Here is a 20,821-nt window from a genome sequence, read left to right on the forward strand (position 1 = left end):
GGGTTGGCCAAGGCCACCCGCAAAGATGATCCGGCGCATGAACGTCTGGCAGCTCATCGCCCACGATCACGCCTACCTCGCGCATCTGATCGCAGAGAGTCGGTACACTTTCGGTGAGTCGGCGATCCACGACCGTGAGGAGGTGCTGGGCGGCTTAATCGATGAGCTTGCCGCTCATGCCGAGGCGTTGGAGGCCAGTCTCTATGCGCCGCTGCGCCACCTGGATCGGACACGCCAACTCGCCGAGGACCTGCACCATGAGCATGCGCAGTTCCTCGGGCAACTTGATGCTCTCGCGAGATCGCGGCAGGGCGGCTTTTCCTCGCAGACGGGTATGATCCTCGACGTCGCTCTGATCGGTCAGCACCTCCGCCGTTACACTCAGGAGCTGATACCGGCAGCTCAGGAGCTTCTCTCTCCGGCGCAAGTCGATGCCGCCGCACACGCCTTCGTTCGTGCGAAGATGCAAACTCTGAAGGCACGGCATGGTCGCAGATCCGATAAACTGACGTTGGCCAGAATCGCACGGGCCTGCGCCGTCTGCGCTGCTGCGGCCGGTATCGGCTACCTTGCTGGGCGTTCGGCCTCGGCCAAAGGGCGGAAGCTTCTCGTCACATCCACGCGTTGAGATCGCGCCGCAGCATAACCGCTAAGTCTATCCGGCGCAGACACGCTGGGTAGAGATTGAACGGCTGCATCGCTGCCGCGAGTTCGATGAGCGCGGCTTGAGGCGCAGCGGCGCGACTGACCAGGCGCAAAGCGGCGGCGTCCCGACTTCTGCAACTCGCGATACATCCTCAAACCGCCCGATGATGTGCGCCGTAAACAAGCATTAACTCTGCGCGGGCATCGTTCTGGGCCTGATCGATTAGCCGTTCGGACCAACGGGGTCCGCCCACTCGAGACGGGAGACAACCGGTCCATGCCTCGCCTGCTCGAACTGCTGCGCTGGAAACTTCAGATGCTTTTTGCATGGAAGCCGACACGTGCTCAGTTGCTGCCCCTGATCCTGGGGGTTTACGCCCTAGCGGGTTGGGGAGCCTATGCGAATAAAGCTTCAGCCAACCGCGATCTCACCACTCAGGTCGCCCTCCTTCAGACGGAGCGAGACGGGTTAGTGAGCCGTCAGAAAGAGTCGGAGCAGGCGAGCATCGAGCTCGTTCGTGAGTGGCAGGGCAAACTCGCCTCTGCCCGCGCGGAACTCGGCCAAGCTATCGCGGCTCGTGACGCAGCGAAGGGGCAGCTAGCCGGTTCACAGCGCGAGCTTATCGCTTCGAAGAAGCGCTTCGATCAAGCTCGTGATCGAGTATCCGAGACGGGAAGCATCAAACCGGCCGAGCCGTCAAAGAAGGCCGCGAGTAAGCCATAGACCCGCTGGGTCGGCCTTTGGCGTGATGAACTCGGACTCACGCTGTTTCCTTTGGGGATTAAGCTTCAGGAAGTCTGGTTGGGACGCCGTGCCGAGGCCGCGGCTGCCGTGTGTACGAAGAGCTGGCTGCCGGGCTCGCCCGCATCGAGGACGACCCGGCGATCCGCGTCGCCGTCCTGCGCGGGGCTGGTGGTAAGGCCTTCGTCGCCGGTACCGATATCGAGCAGTTCGTGGGCTTCTCCGGGGATGACGGAGTGGCCTACGAGGCGCAGATTGATACCTGTGTCGCCGCGCTGAAACGCGTGCGTGTCCCGACGATCGCTCTCGTCGAGGGGCTCTGGCGGTCGGGGGCGGTCTTGCGATGGCCAATGCCTGCGATCTGCGCATCGCCGCGGCCGGAGCGCGGTTTGGCGTTCCGATCGCCCGGACCCTCGGCAACGGCCTGTCGCCCGCGAACTTGCGTCGTCTCACGGCGACGTGGGCCTGAGCACCGTCAAACGCATGCTCCTCCTGGCCGACGGCCGAGAGCCTGGAGCCGCTCGGCTACCGCGCCGCGATCACCAGCCCCGAGACGCTGGAGGCGACCGTGGCGCAGATCTGCCAGCGCCTGCTCGGCCAGGCGCCGGTGACCATGCGCGTCACCCGGGAAATGCTGGCCGCGCTCGCCGTCGATCCCAACATCGACGGGGGCGACGGCATCCACACTTGCTACGGCAGCCGAGACTTCGCCGAAGGTGTTCGGGCCTTTCTCGACAAGCGATCCTCGGCTTGGTTGGGAACCTGATTGGACGATCCGCATAGAACAAGAGCTACAGACCTCTCCTCCAAGGAAAACACCGTTGAGGAGAGGAGGCGTTCACCGTCTGCTGTGGCCAGCAACGCACCCAAAAGCTGCCGTGCCGCTATCGGCCGGATCCGGATGCCGCCGATGATCCTCCGAGCGTCTGGGATGGGTGGAATTGCAGTGGTCCGCTTCCGAGAGGCAAACGCACCAGAGCGGACGTAGCCATTCCGCTCCTTCTCGGCACCCAGCAAACCGTCAGGAGACCTGTGACAGGGAGTGACGCAGATCGGCTATGAGGTCGGCAGGCTCCTCTAGCCCAACGTTGAGCCGCACCACACGACCTTCGTAGCCCCGCTGCATGCGTGGCAATGGCGGGTAGGCCATGACGAGGCTGTGCGTGCCACCCCAACTGAACCCTAGCCGGAACAGCCGTAGCCCCTCCACGAAGCGCGTGATCCGCTCGGCATCCCACTCGGGCCGGAACACCACTGAGAACACGCTCGCCGAACCCGTAAAATCGCGCCGCCAGACATCGTGGCCGGGACAGTCTGGTAGCGCTGGGTGAAGCACTAACTCGACCTCTGGGCGCGTCTTTAGCCAGTGCGCCACGTTTAGCGCTGTCGCTTGCAGGCGGTCTAAGCGTACCGCCAGCGTCTCCAACCCGCGCAGTGCCAGCGCGCAATCGTCCGGCGACACCGCCAGCCCGAGAAGGCGGTGCGTTGCACCCACCCGCTCGTGCGCCTCGACCGTACCCACCGATACGGTGCCGAGCAGGAGGTCGGAGTGGCCGCCTACGTACTTGGTGAGCGCCTGCATGCTCACGTCCACGCCATGGGCGAAGGCGTCGAACAGGACGCCCGCAGCGTAGGTGTTGTCGAGCGCCACCGGCACGCCTCTCTCGTGCGCGGTCGCGACGATGGCGGGTACGTCCTGCACCTCCATCGTGATCGTACCGGGGCTCTCACACCAGATCAGGCGCGTGTTCGGGCGGATCAGTGTCGCAATCTCAGCGCCGAGCAGCGGGTCGTAGGCTTGCACCTCGATACCGAGCCCGGCGAGCAGCTTGTCGGCCAGTTCGCGGTTGGGGCGGTAGGCGCTCTCTGGCACAAGGGCGTGGTCGCCCGCGCGACAATGGGCAAGGTAGACGAGGGCGATGGCGGCCTGCCCGCCCGGCACGACGAAGCTGGCTTTCGCGCCCTCCAGATCCGCGACGCGCAGAGCGAGTTCGCGCGTGGTAGGCGTGCCGTAGAGGCCATAGGTGTAGCCGTCCCCACGCCAGTCATCGCGAGCATCGGCTACACGATCGAACAGCACCGTGGAGCCGCGGTGGACCGCGGGAACGAGCGCCCGGAAGTCCTGAGGGGCCCTCACCCCGGGATGTACCAGCTTCGTGCGCCAGTGTGGAGCAGGGTGCTCGTCAGTCATCATGCCTCGGTCGATGTCGTCCGGTGCGATGTAGGGCAGCAACGAGGGACGGCACTAGAAACGACTGGTACTCACCCTGCACCGACCGGGAATGGCGGCCGACCTACGGCTGCTTTCGGAAGGTCCTGCCGACCGTTGGCACGCCTGATATGGGTCAGAAGGAGATCGTCAGCTTTTCCGGCGGACCCACGCTCCGCCACGTAACTTTGAATGGCAGCGCTTGTTCGGCTGACGCGGGGCTCGCCCCACCTTTTGTCCCACCATCAAGCTGGAGTTCTGGACGGAAGCCGCATGGTTGATGCCCTGCGTATTGCAGGCTCGTTCGACCCGACCACCGTGCCTTTTCCATCGCGGGGGATCGAGGATTTTTACCCTGTAGGTCCCGCCGGGCGATCATGTTCACCGACACGATCGGCAGAGATCAGGCGGTTCTTGCAGATTGCGTTCTCTCGCTTTCGCCGCAGCGCTCGAGGACCAGCACCCGCATCGGGCGGATGGCCCGGGTGACAGGCCTCATCGCCCGCAGATCATCGAGGCATGGACAGCCTCTGTCGAACTTCCATCAGCAGGCCGGTTGATCGGGGCGCGTCGCGGCGCGACGGACCGTCGAGCGTGCGGCCTCGATCGCCACCGTGGCGGCGCCGAGCAGCCGCGGCTCCGTCGGTCTGTTCAGGGCGTGACGGGCGATGCTCGCCGCTAGGTCGTCGACCTCAGCCGCGATGGCGTCCAGACGGTCCCGGTCGGTCTCCCGCCGGGCGGTCGAGCGGAGGGCGAGGAGGCGCGTCGTCGCGACCTCGATCCGCTGCCGGCGGATGCGCCCGAGGCGCTGCCGCAGCCAAGCGATGGTCGAGCAGACGCCGCCGCCCAAGATGGCCACGAGATAGATCCAGCTCTCGTAGCGCTCGATGAAGGTCTCCTGCTCACGCTCGTAATAGTCGATGGCGCCCGGGTGAATGGGCAGGCGGGCGGTGGTGGCATCCGCCGTGTCCTCATAGGCCGGATAGGTGAGCGCCTCGGCGGCCGGGACGGTCTCGGCCAGCGCCGCGCGCATCTCGAACAGATGCTGCGTGACCTCGGCGGCGACGCTGCGCGACAGGCTGGCGCGCGCCATCAACCGGTAGGACGAGCCGACGGTCGCGATGTCCTCGGCCGGCAGGCGTGGGTTGCCGCTGAACAGCCCGGCCGGCACCGTGACCGACTGGAGGCGCGGCCAGCGCGCCAGCACCGCGGCGGTGTCGGGCACGCCGACCAGCGCGACCGTGCCGTCCTCGCTCGCCGCGCGGACGAAGCCGACCAAGCGCCGCGCCGCCGGAAGCGTGGGCGTCGTCACAAGCGCCATCGCGTCGATGCGCCCGTCGCCGAATGCGGCCGTCACGTCCGCTTCCTCGAGCGGCACGAGGAGAACGGCCTGCGGCGGAACGGGGCCGTTCGGGGCCTCGGTAAGAAGTTCCAGCCCGTCGCGGGTCAGCAGGTCGCGCAGAAGCGTCCTGTCCGCGTCCCGGCTCGCCAGCATGCCCAGCCGCTTGCCCGCCAGATCCGGGATGCTCCCGATGCCGGATCCCGCCGGCGCCGCCGCGAAGGCCGCGAGCTCGCGCAGGATCGCGAGGGTCAAGCCGTTCCCGGGCATGGCGACGTCCGGTCGGACCACCGCCAGATCCGCCTTGCCGGTCCTGAGCGCCTCCGCACTCTCGCGGACTCCCGGGAAGTCCAGGATCCTGAGCTGGACACCGGTTTTCCGGCGGGCGAGCTCGCCCGCGTAGGCCCGCAGCAAGTCCGGCTCGGTTCCGCCATTCGGGGCGACCGCAAGGGTCAGGGTCGTGGCGCGGGTGAAATAGAACCCCGCTGCCGCGGTGGCGACGAGCACGAGCACCAATCCGAGGGTGAGCCATGCCTCACGACCGACTGGAAACGCCGATTTGCGCATGCCTACTCCCGGCCCTCAGCCGCTCGACGTGTCCGTTGCGCTCTGCCGGGCGAGCGGCCCTGGACCGCGATGGCATGCCATCATGATCGACTGTTGTCCTGGCGCGTGCTCAAGTATCATCGATTCCGGGGGAACGACATGCTGGCGCAACTCGCGATCGGCGCGCTCGGGAGCGTGTGCAGCATCACGATCCACGCCTTCATGATGACCATCATTCTGAAGGTGGTTCGTGTGCACGGCGCCATCCGCGGCTACAGCAGCGTGACCCTCTGGCGCATCATGTCGTCAGCCGTGTGCGTCATTATGGCGGCGCATACTGTTGAAGTTGCGATCTGGGCCGCGATCTACAAAGTGATCCGCATAGCGCCAGCAGGATCCGACTTTCTGTACTTCGCGTTCGTCAATTATACAACGCTCGGCTACGGAGACATCGTTCCAGCCGAACGCTGGCGCCTCCTCGGTCCGGTTGCCGCAATGAACGGGATCCTGCTGTTCGGCTGGTCGACGGCTGTGATCTTCGAGATCCTGCGACGAACCCTGGCCCTCATGGAGAGAGATGCGTTCTGAGGCCACGTCCCGTATGTCCAGCTTCCGGGCGCCGTCCGGCGTCGATCTTTCAAAGCCGACCCGAAAAACAGATCAGACGTCGCCGCGTCTTCACCCCGCAATACTCTCCCGAACGGTGCTACAGTCGGTTGTGTGCCCTGAAGACGGGGGTTCCGATGAGAGATCCCGGCAAGGCGCGTCGAACTGGCGGGAACCGTGTGTCACCGGATCTCGGCCACGACGTCGTGGCGGGGCTCACGGCCGCGACCGTCGTCCTGCCGAAGGCGATGGCCTATGCTACGGTGGCCGGACTGCCGGTGTCGGTCGGGCTCTACACCGCGTTCGTGCCGCCGCTCGTCTACGGATGGCTGGGCTCGTCGCGCGTCCTCAGCGTGAGCTCGACGACGACGCTGGCTATCCTGACCGGGGCCGAGCTCGGCACTGTGGTTCCGGACGGCGATCCGGCGAGACTTGCGGTCGCCGCGGCGACATTGACGGCCCTTGTGGGCGCGCTGCTTCTCGCGGCGCGGGTCCTGAAGCTGGGCTTCATCGCAAGCTTCATCTCCGTGCCGGTGCTCACGGGTTTCAAGACCGGCATCGGTCTCGTGATCCTGCTGGACCAAGCCCCCAAGCTCCTCGGGCTGCATATCGCGAAGCAGTCGTTCTTCGCCGATCTGGCGAGCGTCGTCCGCCACCTCCCCGAGATCTCTCTGCCAACCTTGGCCGTCGGTGGCACGACGCTGGCCATCCTCATCGGCATGGAACGGTTGAAGCCGCACTCGCCGGCGCCCCTGATCGTGGCCGCCGCCGCGATCGCCGCCTCGTGGGTGCTGGACCTCGGCGCGCGGGGCGTCTCCACAGTCGGGCCGATCCCGCAGGGCCTACCGTCCCTGACCGTGCCCGATCCCGGACTCGTCCTCGCGCTTCTGCCGGGCGCGGTCGGGATCGCCCTGATGAGTTTCACGGAGAGCATCGCGGCGGCACGGGCCTTCGTCGGCCCCGGCGATCCGCCCGTCGATGCCAACCGCGAACTGGTCGCGACCGGATCGGCAAACCTGGGCGGAGCCCTGCTCGGCGCCATGCCGGCGGGTGGTGGAACCTCGCAGACGAGCGTCGTTCGCGCGGCCGGCGGCCGGACGCAGGCGACCTCGCTCGCGACCGCCGTCGCCGCGCTCGCCACGATGCTGTTCCTCGCCGGGATCCTCGGCCTCCTGCCGCAGGCGACCCTCGCGGCGATCGTCGTCGTGTACTCGGCCAGCCTGATCCAGCCGGCGGAGTTCCGCGCCATCTATACGGTCCGATGCATGGAGTTTCGCTGGGCCGTCGCGGCGGCAATCGGCGTCCTCGCCTTCGGGACGCTCCAGGGCATCGTCGTGGCCATCGTCCTCTCGTTCCTGGGCCTCGCCCTCCAGACGGCTCAGCCCCGTATCTCGATTATCGTCCGTAAGCCCGGGGCCGACGTCCTGCGTCCACAGTCCCTCGACCATCCCGAGGATGAGACCTTCGACGGGCTTCTGATCCTCCGTCCGGAGGGCCGTCTGTATTTCGCGAACGCCCAGACCGTAGGGGAGCGGATGCGGGCGCTGACGGAGGAGCACAAGCCGCGCGTCGTCGCCCTCGACCTCAGCCGCGTGCCCGACATCGAGTATTCTGCGCTTCAGATGCTGCGGGAGGGCATACGGTCCGCTGCCGTCAGCGTCTGGCTCGTGGGCTGCAACCCGGACGTGCTCCGGATGGTGCGGCGCACGGGCCTGGACCGGGAACTCGGCCCGGACCGCCTGTTGTTCAACGCCCGTACGGCCATTGCACGCTACGGGGCGCTCCGGTCGGCCACGGCACCGTCGACGGAACCCTGAGCGGCAGCGCGGCCGGCGCCGGCCGCCCGCTCCTGCGTGACCGCTCTTGGATGACGGCCCTCGGGTGACGCCCCCGGAGGCTAGTAGTCGTACCCGACGCGCGCACGTTGGCGGACGTAAGGGCCGGCGGCACCGGGCGCCACGACCATCACGGCCCGCGGCGCTGGGTCGAACGGCATCGTCGCGGCGCTGAAGGCGATGAACCCGGCCGCCGCCCGAACGTCGTCGGGTTGACGGGGATCCCGAGCGATCAGGTCTGCCTCCCGCGACAAGCGGAGATTGCAGAGCCGAGACGGCAGGCCGCCCGCGGGCGTACACGCATCGTGGCGCGCGCAGGCGCGATCCAGCGCGTCGACGGGGGGAAGCGGTGCGCGGTTGCCAAGGCCGCAGTAATTGCCGTGCACGAGGAGCGGCGGCGTGCTCGAGAAGTCCTGCGCCTGCGCCTGTGCGGACGACAATCCGGCAGCGGCGAGACAGAAAGCAGCAATCCTGGTTCGCATGACGGACGCCTCATCGGATCACGTGACGGGGTGATGCGGAACGCCGGAGGTCGGCGTTCCTGGCGCGGTAATGCCGTCCCTGTGGTTGACCTCAGTTCGGGCGGCAGACGCCGGCATAGGCGTCCCAGTATTGGTACGGACCGCATCCGCCGGACGTCGCTCCGTAGTAGCCAGCCGCCGCCGCGGCGGCACCGACGCCGGCGGCCGCCAGCCCGTAGCCATACGGGCGATAGCGATAGCCGTAGGCACCGTAGCCGGGGCGAACGTAACGGCCATAGCCGCCGCGATAGGCATAGGCACCGCCATAGCGGCCGACGCCGCCGCGGTAGGCATAACCACCGCGGTATCCGCCGCGATAGCCTCCGATCCCTCCGCCATGAAAACCGCCGGCTCGGAAGCCACCGGCTCGGAAGCCGCCCGCGTGAAAGCCGCCGCCGCGGAAGCCGCCACCCCGGAAGCCGCCACCCCCAAAGCCGCGTGCCTCCGCAGCGGCGCTGGTGACAATCAGGGCGGTGACGGCGGAGACAGCAATGATGAAGCACTTCATGAGATCGGCTCCTCCTTGTTGATGGAACGGCCGGCCCAGCCTCGTCGCGTGCCAAAGCGGAGATATGAACATTCCACCATGCGAGTAGATTGGCTCGATTTCTAATCTAGGCCGGATCGGAAAGCTTGATCGAAAGGGACACACGCGATGGTTCCGGACCGAGGCCGCCCGGCCGTATTGGAAGCAGGACTGAAGGACGATTCCTGCCCGATACGATTGCCGGTAGATGATATGGCCTGGATTGCTTCAGATTAAATTTCATAGATGTAGCAGAAGCGCATTCCTGGGCTGATTGTTTTGGCCTATGATCGGAAAGGTCATCGCGTACGGTCGCTCGGCAGGGCCGAACTGCTACCCTGCGACGCGTGCGTACGGGACAGGCGGCTGTCGATGATCATCGTCGTCGCGCACGGCGTTCGCGATCGGACGATCCAGGACGGTCGGACAGGAGGGGAGCGGATGAGCACGCCCGCTGATCCGGCAATCGTCCGCAACACCGGGGCGACGGATCGCTGGCGGCGCATCGGACGGCGCGTGTCCCAAGAGGCGAAACGCATCGCCGCGATCTTCATCTATCTGTGGGTCGTATTCGGCGTGCTGGTGCTGCACGAATCGGTGGTGCTGTCGCGGCACGGCCTGAGCGCCCAGTTCTACGGCCTCGCCTTCATCAATGCCTGGATCCTCGCCAAGGTGATGCTGGTGGCGGAAGGGCTCGACGCCCGCCCGCACTTCGCGGGCCGGCCGTTGATCCTGCCCATCGCGCTGCGATCCGCCGGGTTTGCCCTGCTGCTGGTCTGCGCCTACGCGGCGGAGGAGTCGGCGATCAATCTGTGGAAGGGGCATAGCCTCGCCGACGCATTGCCGGCGATCGGCGGCGGCGGCGTGCGCGGCCTCGCGGTCATGACGGTGATCATGGCCATCGCGCTCGTCCCCTACTTCACGTGGCGCGAACTCGGGCGCGTGCTCGGCCGCGACACGCTGAGGGCGCTGATGCTCTCGGGTTCCGAGGTGCCACCGAGGGCCTGATCGGTCCGGGCGGGAGGTCCGGCTGTCCCGTCCGATCAAGCCGGACAGACGCAATCTGCAAGGATGCGCGGGGATTCTCCGGGCGAGGGACGGTCATGTTCCGCTGGTCTCGTTGTCTCTTCATCCTCTTTCTTCTGACCGCAGGATCGCATTCCGCCGCCGCGGAGACCGCGCCCGCCGCGGCGCTGCCCGTCGGCACCGTCGCCGCGCAGAAGAAGGCCATCGACACGGCGCTCGACTTCGTCGGCCGGGTGGAGGCCGTGAGCCGCGTCGAGGTGCGGGCGCGGGTCACGGGGTACCTCGACGCGGTCCTGTTCAAGGAGGGCGAGCTGGTCGCGGAGGGCGCGCCGCTCTACCGGATCGAGCCCGACCTCTTCGAGGCCGCCGTCCGTCAGGCAGAGGGGGCGCTGGAGCGCACCCGCGCGGCCGAGACGCTCGCGGCGATCCAGCTCCAGCGCGCGCAGGATCTCCTCGACCGCAATTCCGGCACCGTGGTCGCGCGCGACCAGGCGCGCGCCGCCCTCGAACAATCGCAAGGCGCCGTGATGGGTGACGAGGCGAGCCTGAGAACGGCGCAGATCAACCTCGGCTACACCAAGATCCTCTCTCCGATCGCCGGCCGGATCGGACGCACCAGCGTCACGAAGGGCAACGTGGTCGGGCCGGATAGCGGGGTGCTCACCTCCATCGTGAGCCAGGATCCCATGTACGTCGCCTTTCCGGTCAGCCAGCGCGAGTTCCTCCGGGTGCAGCAGAGCGGTGCCCACCCGGACCGCAGCAAGATCGCCGTGCGGATCCAGTTCTCCGACGGCACGACCTACGACCAGATCGGCCGGGTCAACTTCGTGAACATCAGCGTCGACCGCACCACCGACACGGTGCTGGTGCGCGCCAGCATGCCGAACCCCGCCGGCACCCTGCGGGACGGCCAGCTCGTCAAGGTCGCGCTGCAGACCGGGGCGCCTGTGGAGAAGGTGGTGGTGCCCCAGGCTGCCCTCATCGCCGACCAGGGCGGAGTCTACGTCTTCGTCGTCGAGGACGGGCGGGCCGTGATCCGGCGGGTCAAGCTGGGCTCCGGCGGCACCGGACCGGATGCCATCGTCGACGAGGGCCTGTCCGGCGGCGAACTGGTCATCGTCGACGGCCTCCAGCGGGTGCGGCCCGGGATCGCCGTTCGGGCGAACCCGATCGCCCAGTCGGCAAGCGGGATCTGAGGCCATGCTGTCCGCGATCTTCGTCGACCGCCCGCGCCTGGCAATCGTCATCGCCATCGTCACGTCGATCGCCGGTGCCCTGGCGCTGCTCACCATTCCGGTCGCGCAATACCCCGACATCGTGCCGCCGCAGGTCTCGGTGACGACAACGTATCCCGGCGCCGCCGCCGCGGTGGTGGAATCCACGGTCGCCCAGCCCATCGAGTCGCAGGTCGTGGGCGTCGACAAGATGATCTACATGAAGAGCGTCAGCGGCAACGACGGCAGCTACACGCTCACCGGGTCATTCGAACTCGGGACCGATCCCGACATCAACGCCGTCAACGTCAACAACCGGGTCCAGATCGCCCTGGCCAAGCTGCCCGAGGACGTTCGCAAGCAGGGGATCACGGTCAAGAAGAAGTCGTCCGCCCTGCTCGGCGTGCTCGCGGTCTACTCGCCCAAGGGCGCCCAGGACCCGCTCTTCATCTCGAACTACGTCACCATCAACCTTCTCGACCGCATCAAGAGCACGCCCGGCGTCGGTGACGCGACCCTGTGGGGGCCGCAGGATTACGCGATGCGGGCCTGGGTCCGGACCGACCAGCTGACCGGGCTCAACCTCACCACGAGCGACGTGATCGACGCGATCAAGGCGCAGAACGTCCAGGCGCCCGTGGGGCGGATCGGTGCCCGGCCGATCTCCAACGCGCAGCAGCTTCAGCTCAGCATCCAGACCCAGGGACGGCTCACCTCGCCCGAGCAGTTCCAGAACATCGTCCTGCGCACGAACCCGGACGGCTCCCTGCTCCGCCTCGGCGACGTCGCCCGGATCGAACTGGGTGCGGCAAGCCTCGACCGTGAGACCCGGCTCAACGGCAGCCCGGCGACCGTCGTGGCGATCTACCAATCGCCGGGCGCCAACGCGATCGCGACGCTCAAAGAGGTCAAGGCCCGCGTCGCGGCGCTCGCTCCGTCCTTCCCGGAGGGGCTGGAGTGGAAGGTCACCTACGACCCGACGGCCTTCATCACCGAGACCGTCCACGAGGTGCAGAAGACCCTGATCGAGGCGTTCGTGCTCGTCGTGGTGGTGGTGTTCCTGTTCCTCGGCAGCCTCCGCGCGACGCTCATCCCGACGCTGGCCGTGCCGGTCAGCCTGATCGGCACCTTCATCGCCCTGAAGGCGGTGGGCTATTCGGCGAACTCCGTCTCGCTGCTCGCCATGGTGCTCGCCATCGGCATCGTGGTCGACGACGCCATCGTGGTCGTCGAGAACGTCGAGCGGGTGATGGAGGAGCATCCCGAGCTCTCCCCGCGCGAGGCCACCAAGCGGGCGATGGCCGAGATCACGGCCCCGATCATCGCGATCACCCTGGTCCTGCTCTCGGTCTTCGTGCCGGTGGCCTTCGTGCCCGGCATCTCGGGGGAGCTGTTCCGCCAGTTCGCCGTGGCGGTCGCGGTCTCGATGTTCCTCTCGGCGATCAACGCGCTGACGCTCTCGCCCGCGCTCTGCGGGGTGCTGCTGCGGCCGCACCACGGCCCGCGCCGCGGGATCATGGGCTTCATCATGCGCGCGATCGACGGGGTGCGCGACGGCTACGGCGTGGCGGTCGCCCGCATCGTCCGCCTGTCGATCATCGGCGTCGTGCTGTCGCTCGCGGCGGCCTGGGGCACGGTCGAGCTGGCCAAGATCACGCCCACGGGCTTCCTGCCGGAGGACGACCAGGGCGCGTTCTTCGTGGTCGTGCAACTGCCCGAGGGTGCGTCCGTCGACCGGACCTCGGCGGTCGCGGCGCAAGCCGAGGCGATCCTGCGCGAGGAGCACGCGGTCGCGGACACGACCACGGTCGTCGGCCTCAACTTCATCGACAATTACTCGCAGGGCAACGCCGCCTTCCAAGTGGTGACGCTCAAGCCCTTCGAGGAGCGGAAGGGCGCGGGCGACGGCGCCGCGGCGTTGATCGCGCGGCTCGGCCAGCGCTTCCGCGAGATCCCCGGCGGCACGGTCGTGCCGATCGCGCCGCCGCCGATCATCGGTCTCGGCACCGGCGGCGGCTTCGCCTACGTTCTGGAGGACCTGCGCGGCGGCGACCCGAAGGAGCTCGCGCAAGTCTTGCGCGGGCTCCTCGTCGCGGCGAACCAGGAGCCCAAGCTCAATCGCGTCTTCAGCACCTTCTCGGCGACGAACCCCTCGGTCTACCTCGATATCGACCGCAACAAGGTCCAGATCCTCGGGGTGTCGCTCGACGCCGTGTTCCAGGCGCTGCAGGCCTCGCTCGGCGGCTACTACATCAATGACATCAACCTGTTCGGCCGCGCGTGGCAGGTCCAGGTCCAGGCCGAGGCGACGGACCGCCAGAAGATCGACGACATCTACCGCATCAATGTGCGCAACAAGGACGGCGGAATGGTCCCGTTGCGCAGCCTCGCGGAGGCCCGCATCGTCGTCGGGCCGCCCGCGCTGATCCGGTACAACAACCTCCGTGCCGTGACGGTGCAGGGCGGCCCCGCGCCGGGCGTCTCCTCGGGCCAGGCGCTCGCGGCCATGGAGGCCGTGGCGGCGCGCACACTGCCCGCGGGCTTCGGCGGGGAATGGACCGACACCGCTTTCCAAGAGAAGCGGGCGGAGGGCAAGACCGCGATCATTCTGGCCTTCGCGGTGCTGTTCGCCTTCCTATTCCTGGTCGGCCTGTACGAGAGCTGGACCATCCCGGTGCCCGTGCTGCTCTCCGTGACGGTCGGCATCGTCGGCGCCTATTTGGCGATGGTCTGGGGCAACCTCACCCTCGATCTGTACGCGCAGATCGGCATGGTGGTGCTGATCGGCCTGGCCGCCAAGAACGGCATCCTCATTGTCGAGTTCGCCAAGGAGCAGCGCGAGAAGGGCGTGCCGCTGCGCGAGGCCGCGACGGAGGGCGCGCGCCTCCGCTTCCGCCCAGTGATGATGACGTCCTTCGCCTTCATCCTCGGGCTCCTCCCGCTCGTGATCGCCACCGGCGCCTCGCAGCTCGCCAGGCGCGATGTCGGGACGCCGGTGTTCGGCGGCATGATCGCCGCATCGTTCCTCGGCATCTTCGTGATCCCGCCGCTCTACGTCGTGTTCCAGGGCCTGCGCGAGCGGGCGTGGCGGCTCCTGGGTCGCGGGAAGGGCAGGGATCATCCGGCAGTGCCGCCCAAGGTGCCCGCCGGTACGCCGGAGCATCTGCCGGCCGAGTAGCGGAGGGTTGTCCCGATGGACGAGACCGATCAGGTGCTGCTCGCCGACAGGCCCGCCGACGCCGAGCCGCTCGTCGAGCACAGCCGGCTCAAGCGCAAAGCCTATGAGCGCGAGTTGCGAAAGCTCCAGGTGCAGCTCTGTCACCTGCAGGCCTGGGTGAAGGCCACCGGCGCGCGGATCATCGTGGTGTTCGAGGGCCGCGATGCGGCCGGCAAGGGCGGCACCATCAAGGCGATCACCGAGCGGGTCAGTCCGCGCGTGTTCCGCGTCGTCGCTCTGCCGGCGCCGTCCGACCGCGAGAAGAGCCAGCTCTTCCTGCAACGCTACATCGCGCACTTCCCGGCTGCGGGCGAGATCGTGATCTTCGACCGCAGCTGGTACAATCGCGCGGGCGTCGAGACCGTCATGGGGTTCACGAGCGAGGCCGAGCAGCGCCGCTTCCTGACCCTCTGTCCGCAGATCGAGCAGTTCATCACCGGGAGCGGGATCCAGCTCATCAAGTTCTGGCTGGAAGTCGGCCGCCAGGAGCAGAAGCTCCGCTTCGAGGCCCGCATCAACGATCCGCTGCGGCAGTGGAAGCTGAGCCCGATGGACCTGGAATCTTATCGGCGCTGGTATGATTATTCCCGCGCTCGCGACGCGATGCTCGCGGCAACCGATTCCGATGATCTCCCGTGGTATGTGGTGCGCTCCGACGACAAGCGCAGGGCGCGGCTGAACTGCATCGCGCACCTGCTGCATCTGATCCCCTACAGGAAGCTCAAGCCCGAGCCGGTGACCCTGCCGAAGCGCTGCAAGAAGAACGCCTACGACGACACGCTGCGCGACCAGCGCTTCGTGCCGGAGCTGTACTGAGCGTCGGCCGCCGTCCGCGTTTCACCGCGCGCTCCGCATCGACGACGATCGAGGTGGCGCTTGCCAAGGTCGGTGCTGGTCCGGTGTCCTGTTCGATCAAGCAGGAAACGAGGGGTCGGATTAGCTGGCGTCGGAGGATGCGACGATGCCCCTGTCCGTCGCGTTGCGCAGCAGCTTCTGCCTGACGGAGGCGGCCGTGGCCGAGCGCTCCCACGCGCCCGTCCGGCTCGATCGGGACAGGACCGCCTCGGTCTCTCCGGCAACGCGCCTGTGCAGCAGGCGATTGCCGGCGCGGACCCGGCCGTGCGCCGACCAGTCAGAGACTGAAAAACCGCGCTCGGGTTAGGGAGGGACGACGGATGCGACACCCCGCTCGCATTGTGGCCTGCACCCTCGCCCTGCTCGCCACCGCGGCGCGCGCGCAGGAGACCCACTCGCTGGTCGCGGTCGAGACGGATTCGCGCATGCAGATGGCTGCGGCCTCGCTGATCCCGACACTCCGGGGACGATGGCTCCATGCCGATCACAAGCTCGCCGTCGGGCGCGTGCAGGATGTCCGGGTCTCGCCGGACGGCCATACGCTGATTGCCGTCGTCGCCCGCCGGCGATGGCTCGGGGGCGGGGAGATCGGTATCCCGGTCCCACGGCTGCATCAGCGCGACAACGACCTGACCGTCAGCGCCACGCGCGACGATATCCGACAGCTTCCGGTGATCAGACCCTGAGACGGGCGCCGACCGGATCAGCGCCATGCGTCCTCAAGACCGCAATCCGGGCGTCCGTCGACCTGGGCGCGGCGGCCGCCGGCCGCATCGGCCTTCGCTCTATCACGGCTCGCGCGCTTGCCACGCGCGCCGGAGGCGTTCGCCGCGATGCGGGCGCACGCGCAGGTGCGGGCCGATCAGCCGCCTGAACGCGTACGCGACCTGTTTGTACTCATCGCCGCACGTCGTGGCCCGATCGGCCGGTAGATACCCCTTCGCGACGACGTCGGCGTAGCGACGCGGATCGGAGCCGTAGGCGAGGCAGACGAGGCTGTAGAATCTCTGCCACGACAGGCCGTGGACATCGGCGAAACGGCTTGTGTCGGTTGCTTCCTGCCGCCCGAGCATCGCGAAGAAGTACCCGCTGCCGCCGACGAGATCCCGGGCTTGCGCAGGGGCGAGGTGGAGCAGGAGCAGGGCGGCGAGTTGATCGGCCGCGTCCTCCTCGCGCCCGAAGATCGGGACGCGCAACAAGTGGAACAGGGCATGGCCGGTCTCGTGCACGAGGATCTGGGCGATCGGCCCGCGGGTCGCCTGCTCCTGGGTGACGCCGGCCGGCGAGGGCTCGTGCGGCGCGCGCGCGATGATGCCCGCGACCAGCTCGTAGCACATAGTGACGGCGCGGCTGTCGGGATCGTACCAAGCGTTCGCCTCTCCCGCGCACCCTTTCATCCGGAGGGTCAGGCGCCGGGGCAGCCGCACGAGGCGCACGACCGCGCCGAGCCGCTCCAGCACGTGCTGCCGCCGCAGAGCCCGATAGATCTCGCCATGCGCGGGGTCGCTCGGCGGCACGTAAGTCACGACGACACGATCGCGGCCGTGCGACACGGGCAGGGCATGGGCGGGCGCAGCCGACAGGAGGGTGGCGGCCGTCAGCAGGACCCCGGGGATGGCTCCAAACCGGACGCGCTCGACCCTGCCGCCGTCCCGGCCCCGACCGCTGAACTCGGATGTCGGTATCGTCTGTGGGTTGTGTGCCATGTCCATGACGGGCAACCCGACGGATGAGAGGTCCGTAAGGGTCGGATCGGCCCAGTTACGGTCTCACGGTGATCATCCGACCGGCGAATGGACGCCCCGTTTCCGGGGGCCCGTCCGGTCGAGCGCTGCGCCACATCCCGTCGGCCGCCGAGATCATAACTGCCGCCCGGCCGCGCAACCTAGCAGAATGTCGGCCAACGAAAATCGGATTTCTCGAGTAGAGGTTTGTCCCATACGATCAAGCAAAATGTATCCGTTTCGTTGAAGATCCAAATATTCACCGCTTCACACGCGCGTTCTCGCCGCGACGCAGTGTGTTGGATGTTGCGGCAAGATTGGCAGCTGTCATCCGCGCGCCTGGTCTCGCTGGAGCGAGGGCGGGCGGCCAGATCGGGAAGCCTCCCATGGCCGATTGGCTCGTCAAGACCTTTCAAACCTATCCTGAGCTGGCAATATTCCTGTCACTGGCGATCGGGTTTGCAATCGGTCCCCGGAAGATCGGGGGCTTCAGCCTCGGGAACGTCACGGCGACCCTTCTCGCCGCCGTCGCCATCGGTCAGCTCGGGATCGCCATCTCACCCAACGTCAAATCGACGTTCTTCATCCTGTTCATCTTCGCGGTCGGCTATGGGGTCGGGCCGCAATTTGTGAGCGGCCTGACCAAGGAGGGGCCGCGGCAGATCGGCTTCTCCCTCGTCGTCCTCGTCCTCTGCCTGCTCGCCCCGGTCCTGTGCGCGAAGCTCGCCGGCCTCGATCTCGGCTACGCGGCGGGGTTGTACGCCGGCTCGCAGACCATCTCGGCCTCGATCGGCGTGGCATCCGACCAGATCGCGCGGCTCGACATGCCGGCCGACCAAGCCAAGACCTATCTCGATCAGATTCCGATCGGTTACGCGGTCACCTACATCTTCGGCACGATCGGGTCGGCGATCATCCTGGCGCAGCTCGGGCCGAAGCTGATCGGCGTCGACCTCGAGAAGGCCTGCAAAGACTACGAGCGTACGATGGGCGGCGAGGTGAGCGAGGGCGGCCTCATCTCGGCCATTCGCCATATCGAGCTCCGGGCGTACCGGGTGCCCGACGACGACAGCATCGTCGGCCGGCCGGTGCGGGAGATCTGGCCGGGGATGCGCGTTTTCGTCGAACGCGTGCGGCGCGGCGATCAGATCATCGAGGCCGATGGCGAGACCATGCTGCGGCCGGACGACATCGTGGCGGTCTCCGGTCGTCGCGAGCGCCTCGTCGACAGCCTCAACCCCATGCTCGAGGAGGTTCAGGACCGGGAACTCCTCAATGTTCCGGCGGAGGTCGTCGATGTTCTCGTCACGCACCGCACCGTCGCCGGCATGACCCTTGAGGCGCTTGCGGGCCATGAATGGGCACGCGGCGTCTATCTGCGCAAGATCATGCGCAACATGGTCGAGATCCCGGTGCTGCCGCGGACCGAGATCCTGCGCGGGGACATCCTGACGCTCGCCGGAGGCCGCCGGCACGTCGAAGCGGCGATCAAGCAGCTCGGCTACCCGGACCGGACGGTCGAGACGACCGATATCGCCTTCCTGGCCGCCGGCATCGTCCTCGGCGGCCTCGTCGGTGCATTGAGCTACAAGCTCGGCGGCATCCCGATCAGCCTGTCGACCTCCGGCGGCGCCCTGCTGGCCGGTCTGGTGCTCGGCTGGCTGCGGACCATCCGCCCGGTCTTCGGGCGTATCCCGGGGCCGGCCCTCTGGCTGCTGAATACGCTGGGCCTCAACATCTTCATCGCCGTCGTCGGCATCAGCGCCGGTCCGGGCTTCGTGGCGGGCGTTCAGGCCGTGGGCTTGAGTCTCCTTCTCTGGGGCGCCCTGGCGACCGCCATCCCGATGGTCCTGTCGGTCTACATCGGCCGGTACATCTTCAAGTTCCACCCGGCGATCCTGTTCGGCGCCTGTGCGGGCGTGCGGACCACCACGGCGGCCCTCGGCATGGTTCAGGAAGCCGCCAAGAGCAAGATCCCGGCTCTCGGCTACGGCATGCCCTACGCCATCGGCAACACTGTGCTCACCATCTACGGGATGGTGATGGTGCTCGTCTTTTCCTGAGGCAACCCGCAACGGGGAGTATTGTCATGTCAGAATCGTTCGATCTGCGGGACTTCGAGTCGCTCAGCCCGTTCGAGATCAAGGACGAACTGATCAAGCTGGCCAAGGCGACGTCGCGCCGGACACAATCGGCCTTCCTCAATGCGGGGCGGGGCAACCCGAACTGGGTCGCCACGACGCCGCGCGACGCCTTCTTCCTCCTCGGCCAGTTCGCGATGAGCGAGAGCCGGCGCGTGATGAGCCACCCGGCCGGGCTCGGCGGCATGCCGCAGGCGTCCGGGAGCGCCGAGCGGCTCGCAGCCTGGCTGCAGCAGCGTGCCGATCAGCCCGGCGCCGACTTCCTGGCGGCCCTCGTCCCCTACGCGACCCGGACGTTTGCCTTCGAGCCGGACGCCTTCGTGCACGAACTCGTCGATTCGATCGTCGGCGACAATTACCCCGTTCCGGATCGGATGCTCGTCCACAACGAGCGGATCGTGCACGAATACCTGATGTGGGCGATGTGCGGGTCGCGCAAGCCCGCCGGCCGTTTCGACATCTACGCGGTCGAGGGCGGCACGGCGGCGATGTGCTACCTGTTCAAATCTCTCAAGGCCAACCGGCTCCTGATGCCGGGCGATACGATCGCCCTCGGCACGCCGATCTTCACGCCTTATCTCGAGATGACGCATCTCGAGGACTATGCCCTCGACGTGGTTCACATCGAGGCGCCGCAGGAGAACAAATTCCAGTACACGGATGCCGAGATCGACAAGCTGCTCGATCCCAAGGTCAAGGCTTTCTTCGTCGTCAATCCCGGCAACCCGACCGGGATGGCGCTGAGCCCGGAGACGATCGCCAAGATCACCCGGTTGGTCAGGGACAAGCGGCCCGATCTGATGATCCTGACCGACGACGTCTACGGCACGTTCGTGCACGACTTCCGATCGCTGATGGCGGAGCTGCCGCACAACACTATCGGCGTCTACTCGTTCTCGAAATATTTCGGCTGCACCGGCTGGCGGCTCGGCGCCATCGCGATCCACGAGGACAATATCTTCGACACGGCCATCGCGAAGCTGCCGGCCGACGTGACCGCCGATCTCGACAGGCGCTATGGGCCGCTGACCCTGGAGCCGCGCAAGCTCAAGTTCATCGACCGCATCGTGGCCGACAGTCGCGACATCGCGCTCAACCACACCGCCGGCCTCTCCCTGCCGCAGCAGGTGATGATGAGCCTGTTCTCGCTCGCCGAATTGATGGACGAGAACAAGGCCTATCAGGATGCCTGCATGGAGATTGTCAACCGGCGCGCCTGGTCGATGATCGAAGGGCTCGGCCTCCAAATCACGCCCAACCCGAATTACGATGCCTATTACGGGCTGATCGATTTCGAGTTCTGGGCGCGCAAGAACATCGGCGAGGAGGCCGTTGCCTACCTGAAGCGCAACGTCCATCCCCTCGACCTCGCCTTCCGGCTGGCCGAGGTCCACGGCATCGTGCTGCTCAACGGCGGCGGGTTCGAAGCGCCCGACTGGTCCCTGCGGGTCTCCCTCGCCAACCTGCCCGACGAGGCCTACGCCGATATCGGACGCGGCGTGCGCGCCGTCGCGCGCGGCTATCGGGACGCCTACGAGGCCGCCACGCGCGCCTCCGCGGCGGGCACGCAGGAGGTCGAGCAGGTCCCGGCCGAGTGACCGCCCCGACGCCGGGTGCCGGGTCCGCGCGCCGGACCCGGGCCGGCCGACCGCATCTCCGGGCCGCCTCTAGGCTA

18 protein-coding genes are annotated in these 20,821 nt (G+C 67.4%); 13 read left to right on the top strand and 5 right to left on the bottom strand.

The genetic code is table 11. The features are described 5' to 3' along the window. Window positions 1–37: 37 nt before the first annotated feature. The 4 genes from AC3WSN_RS25490 (at window position 38) to AC3WSN_RS25505 (ending at window position 2,153) form a co-directional block, all read left to right on the top strand. Window positions 38–628 carry a hemerythrin domain-containing protein gene (locus AC3WSN_RS25490; protein WP_492541776.1) on the top strand — a complete coding sequence of 197 codons (591 nt, stop codon included), beginning with the start codon at window positions 38–40 and terminating at the stop codon, window positions 626–628. Between the two features lie 294 nt (window positions 629–922). Then, complete coding sequence (locus AC3WSN_RS25495; RefSeq protein WP_246695523.1) at window positions 923–1,369, top strand: hypothetical protein; 447 nt, start codon at window positions 923–925, stop codon at window positions 1,367–1,369. A 110-nt stretch (window positions 1,370–1,479) separates the two neighbouring features. Then, window positions 1,480–1,998 carry an enoyl-CoA hydratase-related protein gene (locus tag AC3WSN_RS25500; protein ID WP_492541778.1) on the top strand — a complete coding sequence of 173 codons (519 nt, stop codon included), beginning with the start codon at window positions 1,480–1,482 and terminating at the stop codon, window positions 1,996–1,998. Continuing rightward, entirely contained in the window at window positions 1,956–2,153 is a 198-nt protein-coding gene (locus AC3WSN_RS25505) for a hypothetical protein (RefSeq protein ID WP_492541780.1), read from the top strand. Before AC3WSN_RS25500 ends, AC3WSN_RS25505 begins: the two co-directional genes overlap by 43 nt. Window positions 2,154–2,408: 255 nt before the next feature. On the opposite strand, the gene AC3WSN_RS25510 is transcribed toward AC3WSN_RS25505, so the two are convergent. Together AC3WSN_RS25510 and AC3WSN_RS25515 are read right to left on the bottom strand one after the other, a co-directional pair. After that, window positions 2,409–3,620: a cystathionine beta-lyase gene (locus tag AC3WSN_RS25510; protein ID WP_492541782.1), complete on the bottom strand. Its 1,212-nt coding sequence runs from the start codon at window positions 3,618–3,620 to the stop codon at window positions 2,409–2,411. A gap of 520 nt (window positions 3,621–4,140) precedes the next feature. Further along, a complete protein-coding gene (locus AC3WSN_RS25515) occupies window positions 4,141–5,502 on the bottom strand; it encodes a TAXI family TRAP transporter solute-binding subunit (RefSeq protein WP_492541784.1) in 1,362 nt (453 codons plus the stop codon). A 138-nt stretch (window positions 5,503–5,640) separates the two neighbouring features. Here AC3WSN_RS25515 and AC3WSN_RS25520 point away from each other — a divergent pair, with 138 nt between their 5' ends. Both AC3WSN_RS25520 and AC3WSN_RS25525 read left to right on the top strand, forming a co-directional pair. Next, window positions 5,641–6,069: a potassium channel family protein gene (locus AC3WSN_RS25520; RefSeq protein WP_457108446.1), complete on the top strand. Its 429-nt coding sequence runs from the start codon at window positions 5,641–5,643 to the stop codon at window positions 6,067–6,069. Window positions 6,070–6,224: 155 nt separating this feature from the next. Further along, the gene (locus AC3WSN_RS25525) at window positions 6,225–7,904 is read left to right on the top strand and encodes a SulP family inorganic anion transporter (protein ID WP_492541786.1); all 1,680 of its coding nucleotides are present in this window, start codon (window positions 6,225–6,227) and stop codon (window positions 7,902–7,904) included. Window positions 7,905–7,984: 80 nt separating this feature from the next. Here the strand turns inward: AC3WSN_RS25525 and AC3WSN_RS25530 are convergent, their stop codons facing one another. Next, entirely contained in the window at window positions 7,985–8,404 is a 420-nt protein-coding gene (locus AC3WSN_RS25530) for a hypothetical protein (RefSeq protein ID WP_492541788.1), read from the bottom strand. Window positions 8,405–8,495: 91 nt separating this feature from the next. After that, a complete protein-coding gene (locus tag AC3WSN_RS25535; protein WP_492541790.1) occupies window positions 8,496–8,951 on the bottom strand; it encodes a hypothetical protein in 456 nt (151 codons plus the stop codon). Between the two features lie 459 nt (window positions 8,952–9,410). Between AC3WSN_RS25535 and AC3WSN_RS25540 the strand changes: the two genes are divergently transcribed. From AC3WSN_RS25540 to AC3WSN_RS25560, 5 genes are all read left to right on the top strand, one after another. Further along, entirely contained in the window at window positions 9,411–9,977 is a 567-nt protein-coding gene (locus AC3WSN_RS25540) for a hypothetical protein (RefSeq protein WP_192706013.1), read from the top strand. Between the two features lie 95 nt (window positions 9,978–10,072). Further along, a complete protein-coding gene (locus AC3WSN_RS25545) occupies window positions 10,073–11,191 on the top strand; it encodes an efflux RND transporter periplasmic adaptor subunit (RefSeq protein WP_492541792.1) in 1,119 nt (372 codons plus the stop codon). 4 nt (window positions 11,192–11,195) lie between these two features. Then, on the top strand, window positions 11,196–14,387 hold the full coding sequence (locus tag AC3WSN_RS25550) for an efflux RND transporter permease subunit (protein ID WP_192706015.1): 3,192 nt from the start codon (window positions 11,196–11,198) through the stop codon (window positions 14,385–14,387). Window positions 14,388–14,402: 15 nt separating this feature from the next. After that, the gene (gene ppk2, locus AC3WSN_RS25555; RefSeq protein ID WP_492541794.1) at window positions 14,403–15,242 is read left to right on the top strand and encodes a polyphosphate kinase 2; all 840 of its coding nucleotides are present in this window, start codon (window positions 14,403–14,405) and stop codon (window positions 15,240–15,242) included. A gap of 359 nt (window positions 15,243–15,601) precedes the next feature. Continuing rightward, window positions 15,602–15,967 (top strand): PRC-barrel domain containing protein, encoded by a 366-nt coding sequence (locus AC3WSN_RS25560; RefSeq protein WP_492541796.1) that lies wholly within the window; start codon window positions 15,602–15,604, stop codon window positions 15,965–15,967. A 102-nt stretch (window positions 15,968–16,069) separates the two neighbouring features. Here the strand turns inward: AC3WSN_RS25560 and AC3WSN_RS25565 are convergent, their stop codons facing one another. Beyond that, on the bottom strand, window positions 16,070–16,993 hold the full coding sequence (locus tag AC3WSN_RS25565) for a DUF4344 domain-containing metallopeptidase (protein ID WP_492541798.1): 924 nt from the start codon (window positions 16,991–16,993) through the stop codon (window positions 16,070–16,072). Window positions 16,994–17,391: 398 nt separating this feature from the next. Here AC3WSN_RS25565 and aspT point away from each other — a divergent pair, with 398 nt between their 5' ends. Together aspT and AC3WSN_RS25575 are read left to right on the top strand one after the other, a co-directional pair. After that, window positions 17,392–19,068, top strand: a complete 1,677-nt coding sequence (aspT, locus tag AC3WSN_RS25570) for an aspartate-alanine antiporter (RefSeq protein WP_192706020.1) — start codon at window positions 17,392–17,394, stop codon at window positions 19,066–19,068. 26 nt (window positions 19,069–19,094) lie between these two features. Then, window positions 19,095–20,744 carry a bifunctional aspartate transaminase/aspartate 4-decarboxylase gene (locus AC3WSN_RS25575; protein ID WP_492541800.1) on the top strand — a complete coding sequence of 550 codons (1,650 nt, stop codon included), beginning with the start codon at window positions 19,095–19,097 and terminating at the stop codon, window positions 20,742–20,744. The last annotated feature ends 77 nt before the right edge of the window (window positions 20,745–20,821 follow it).

It is taken from the genome of Methylobacterium sp. FW102-HT35C08 (assembly GCF_058790235.1).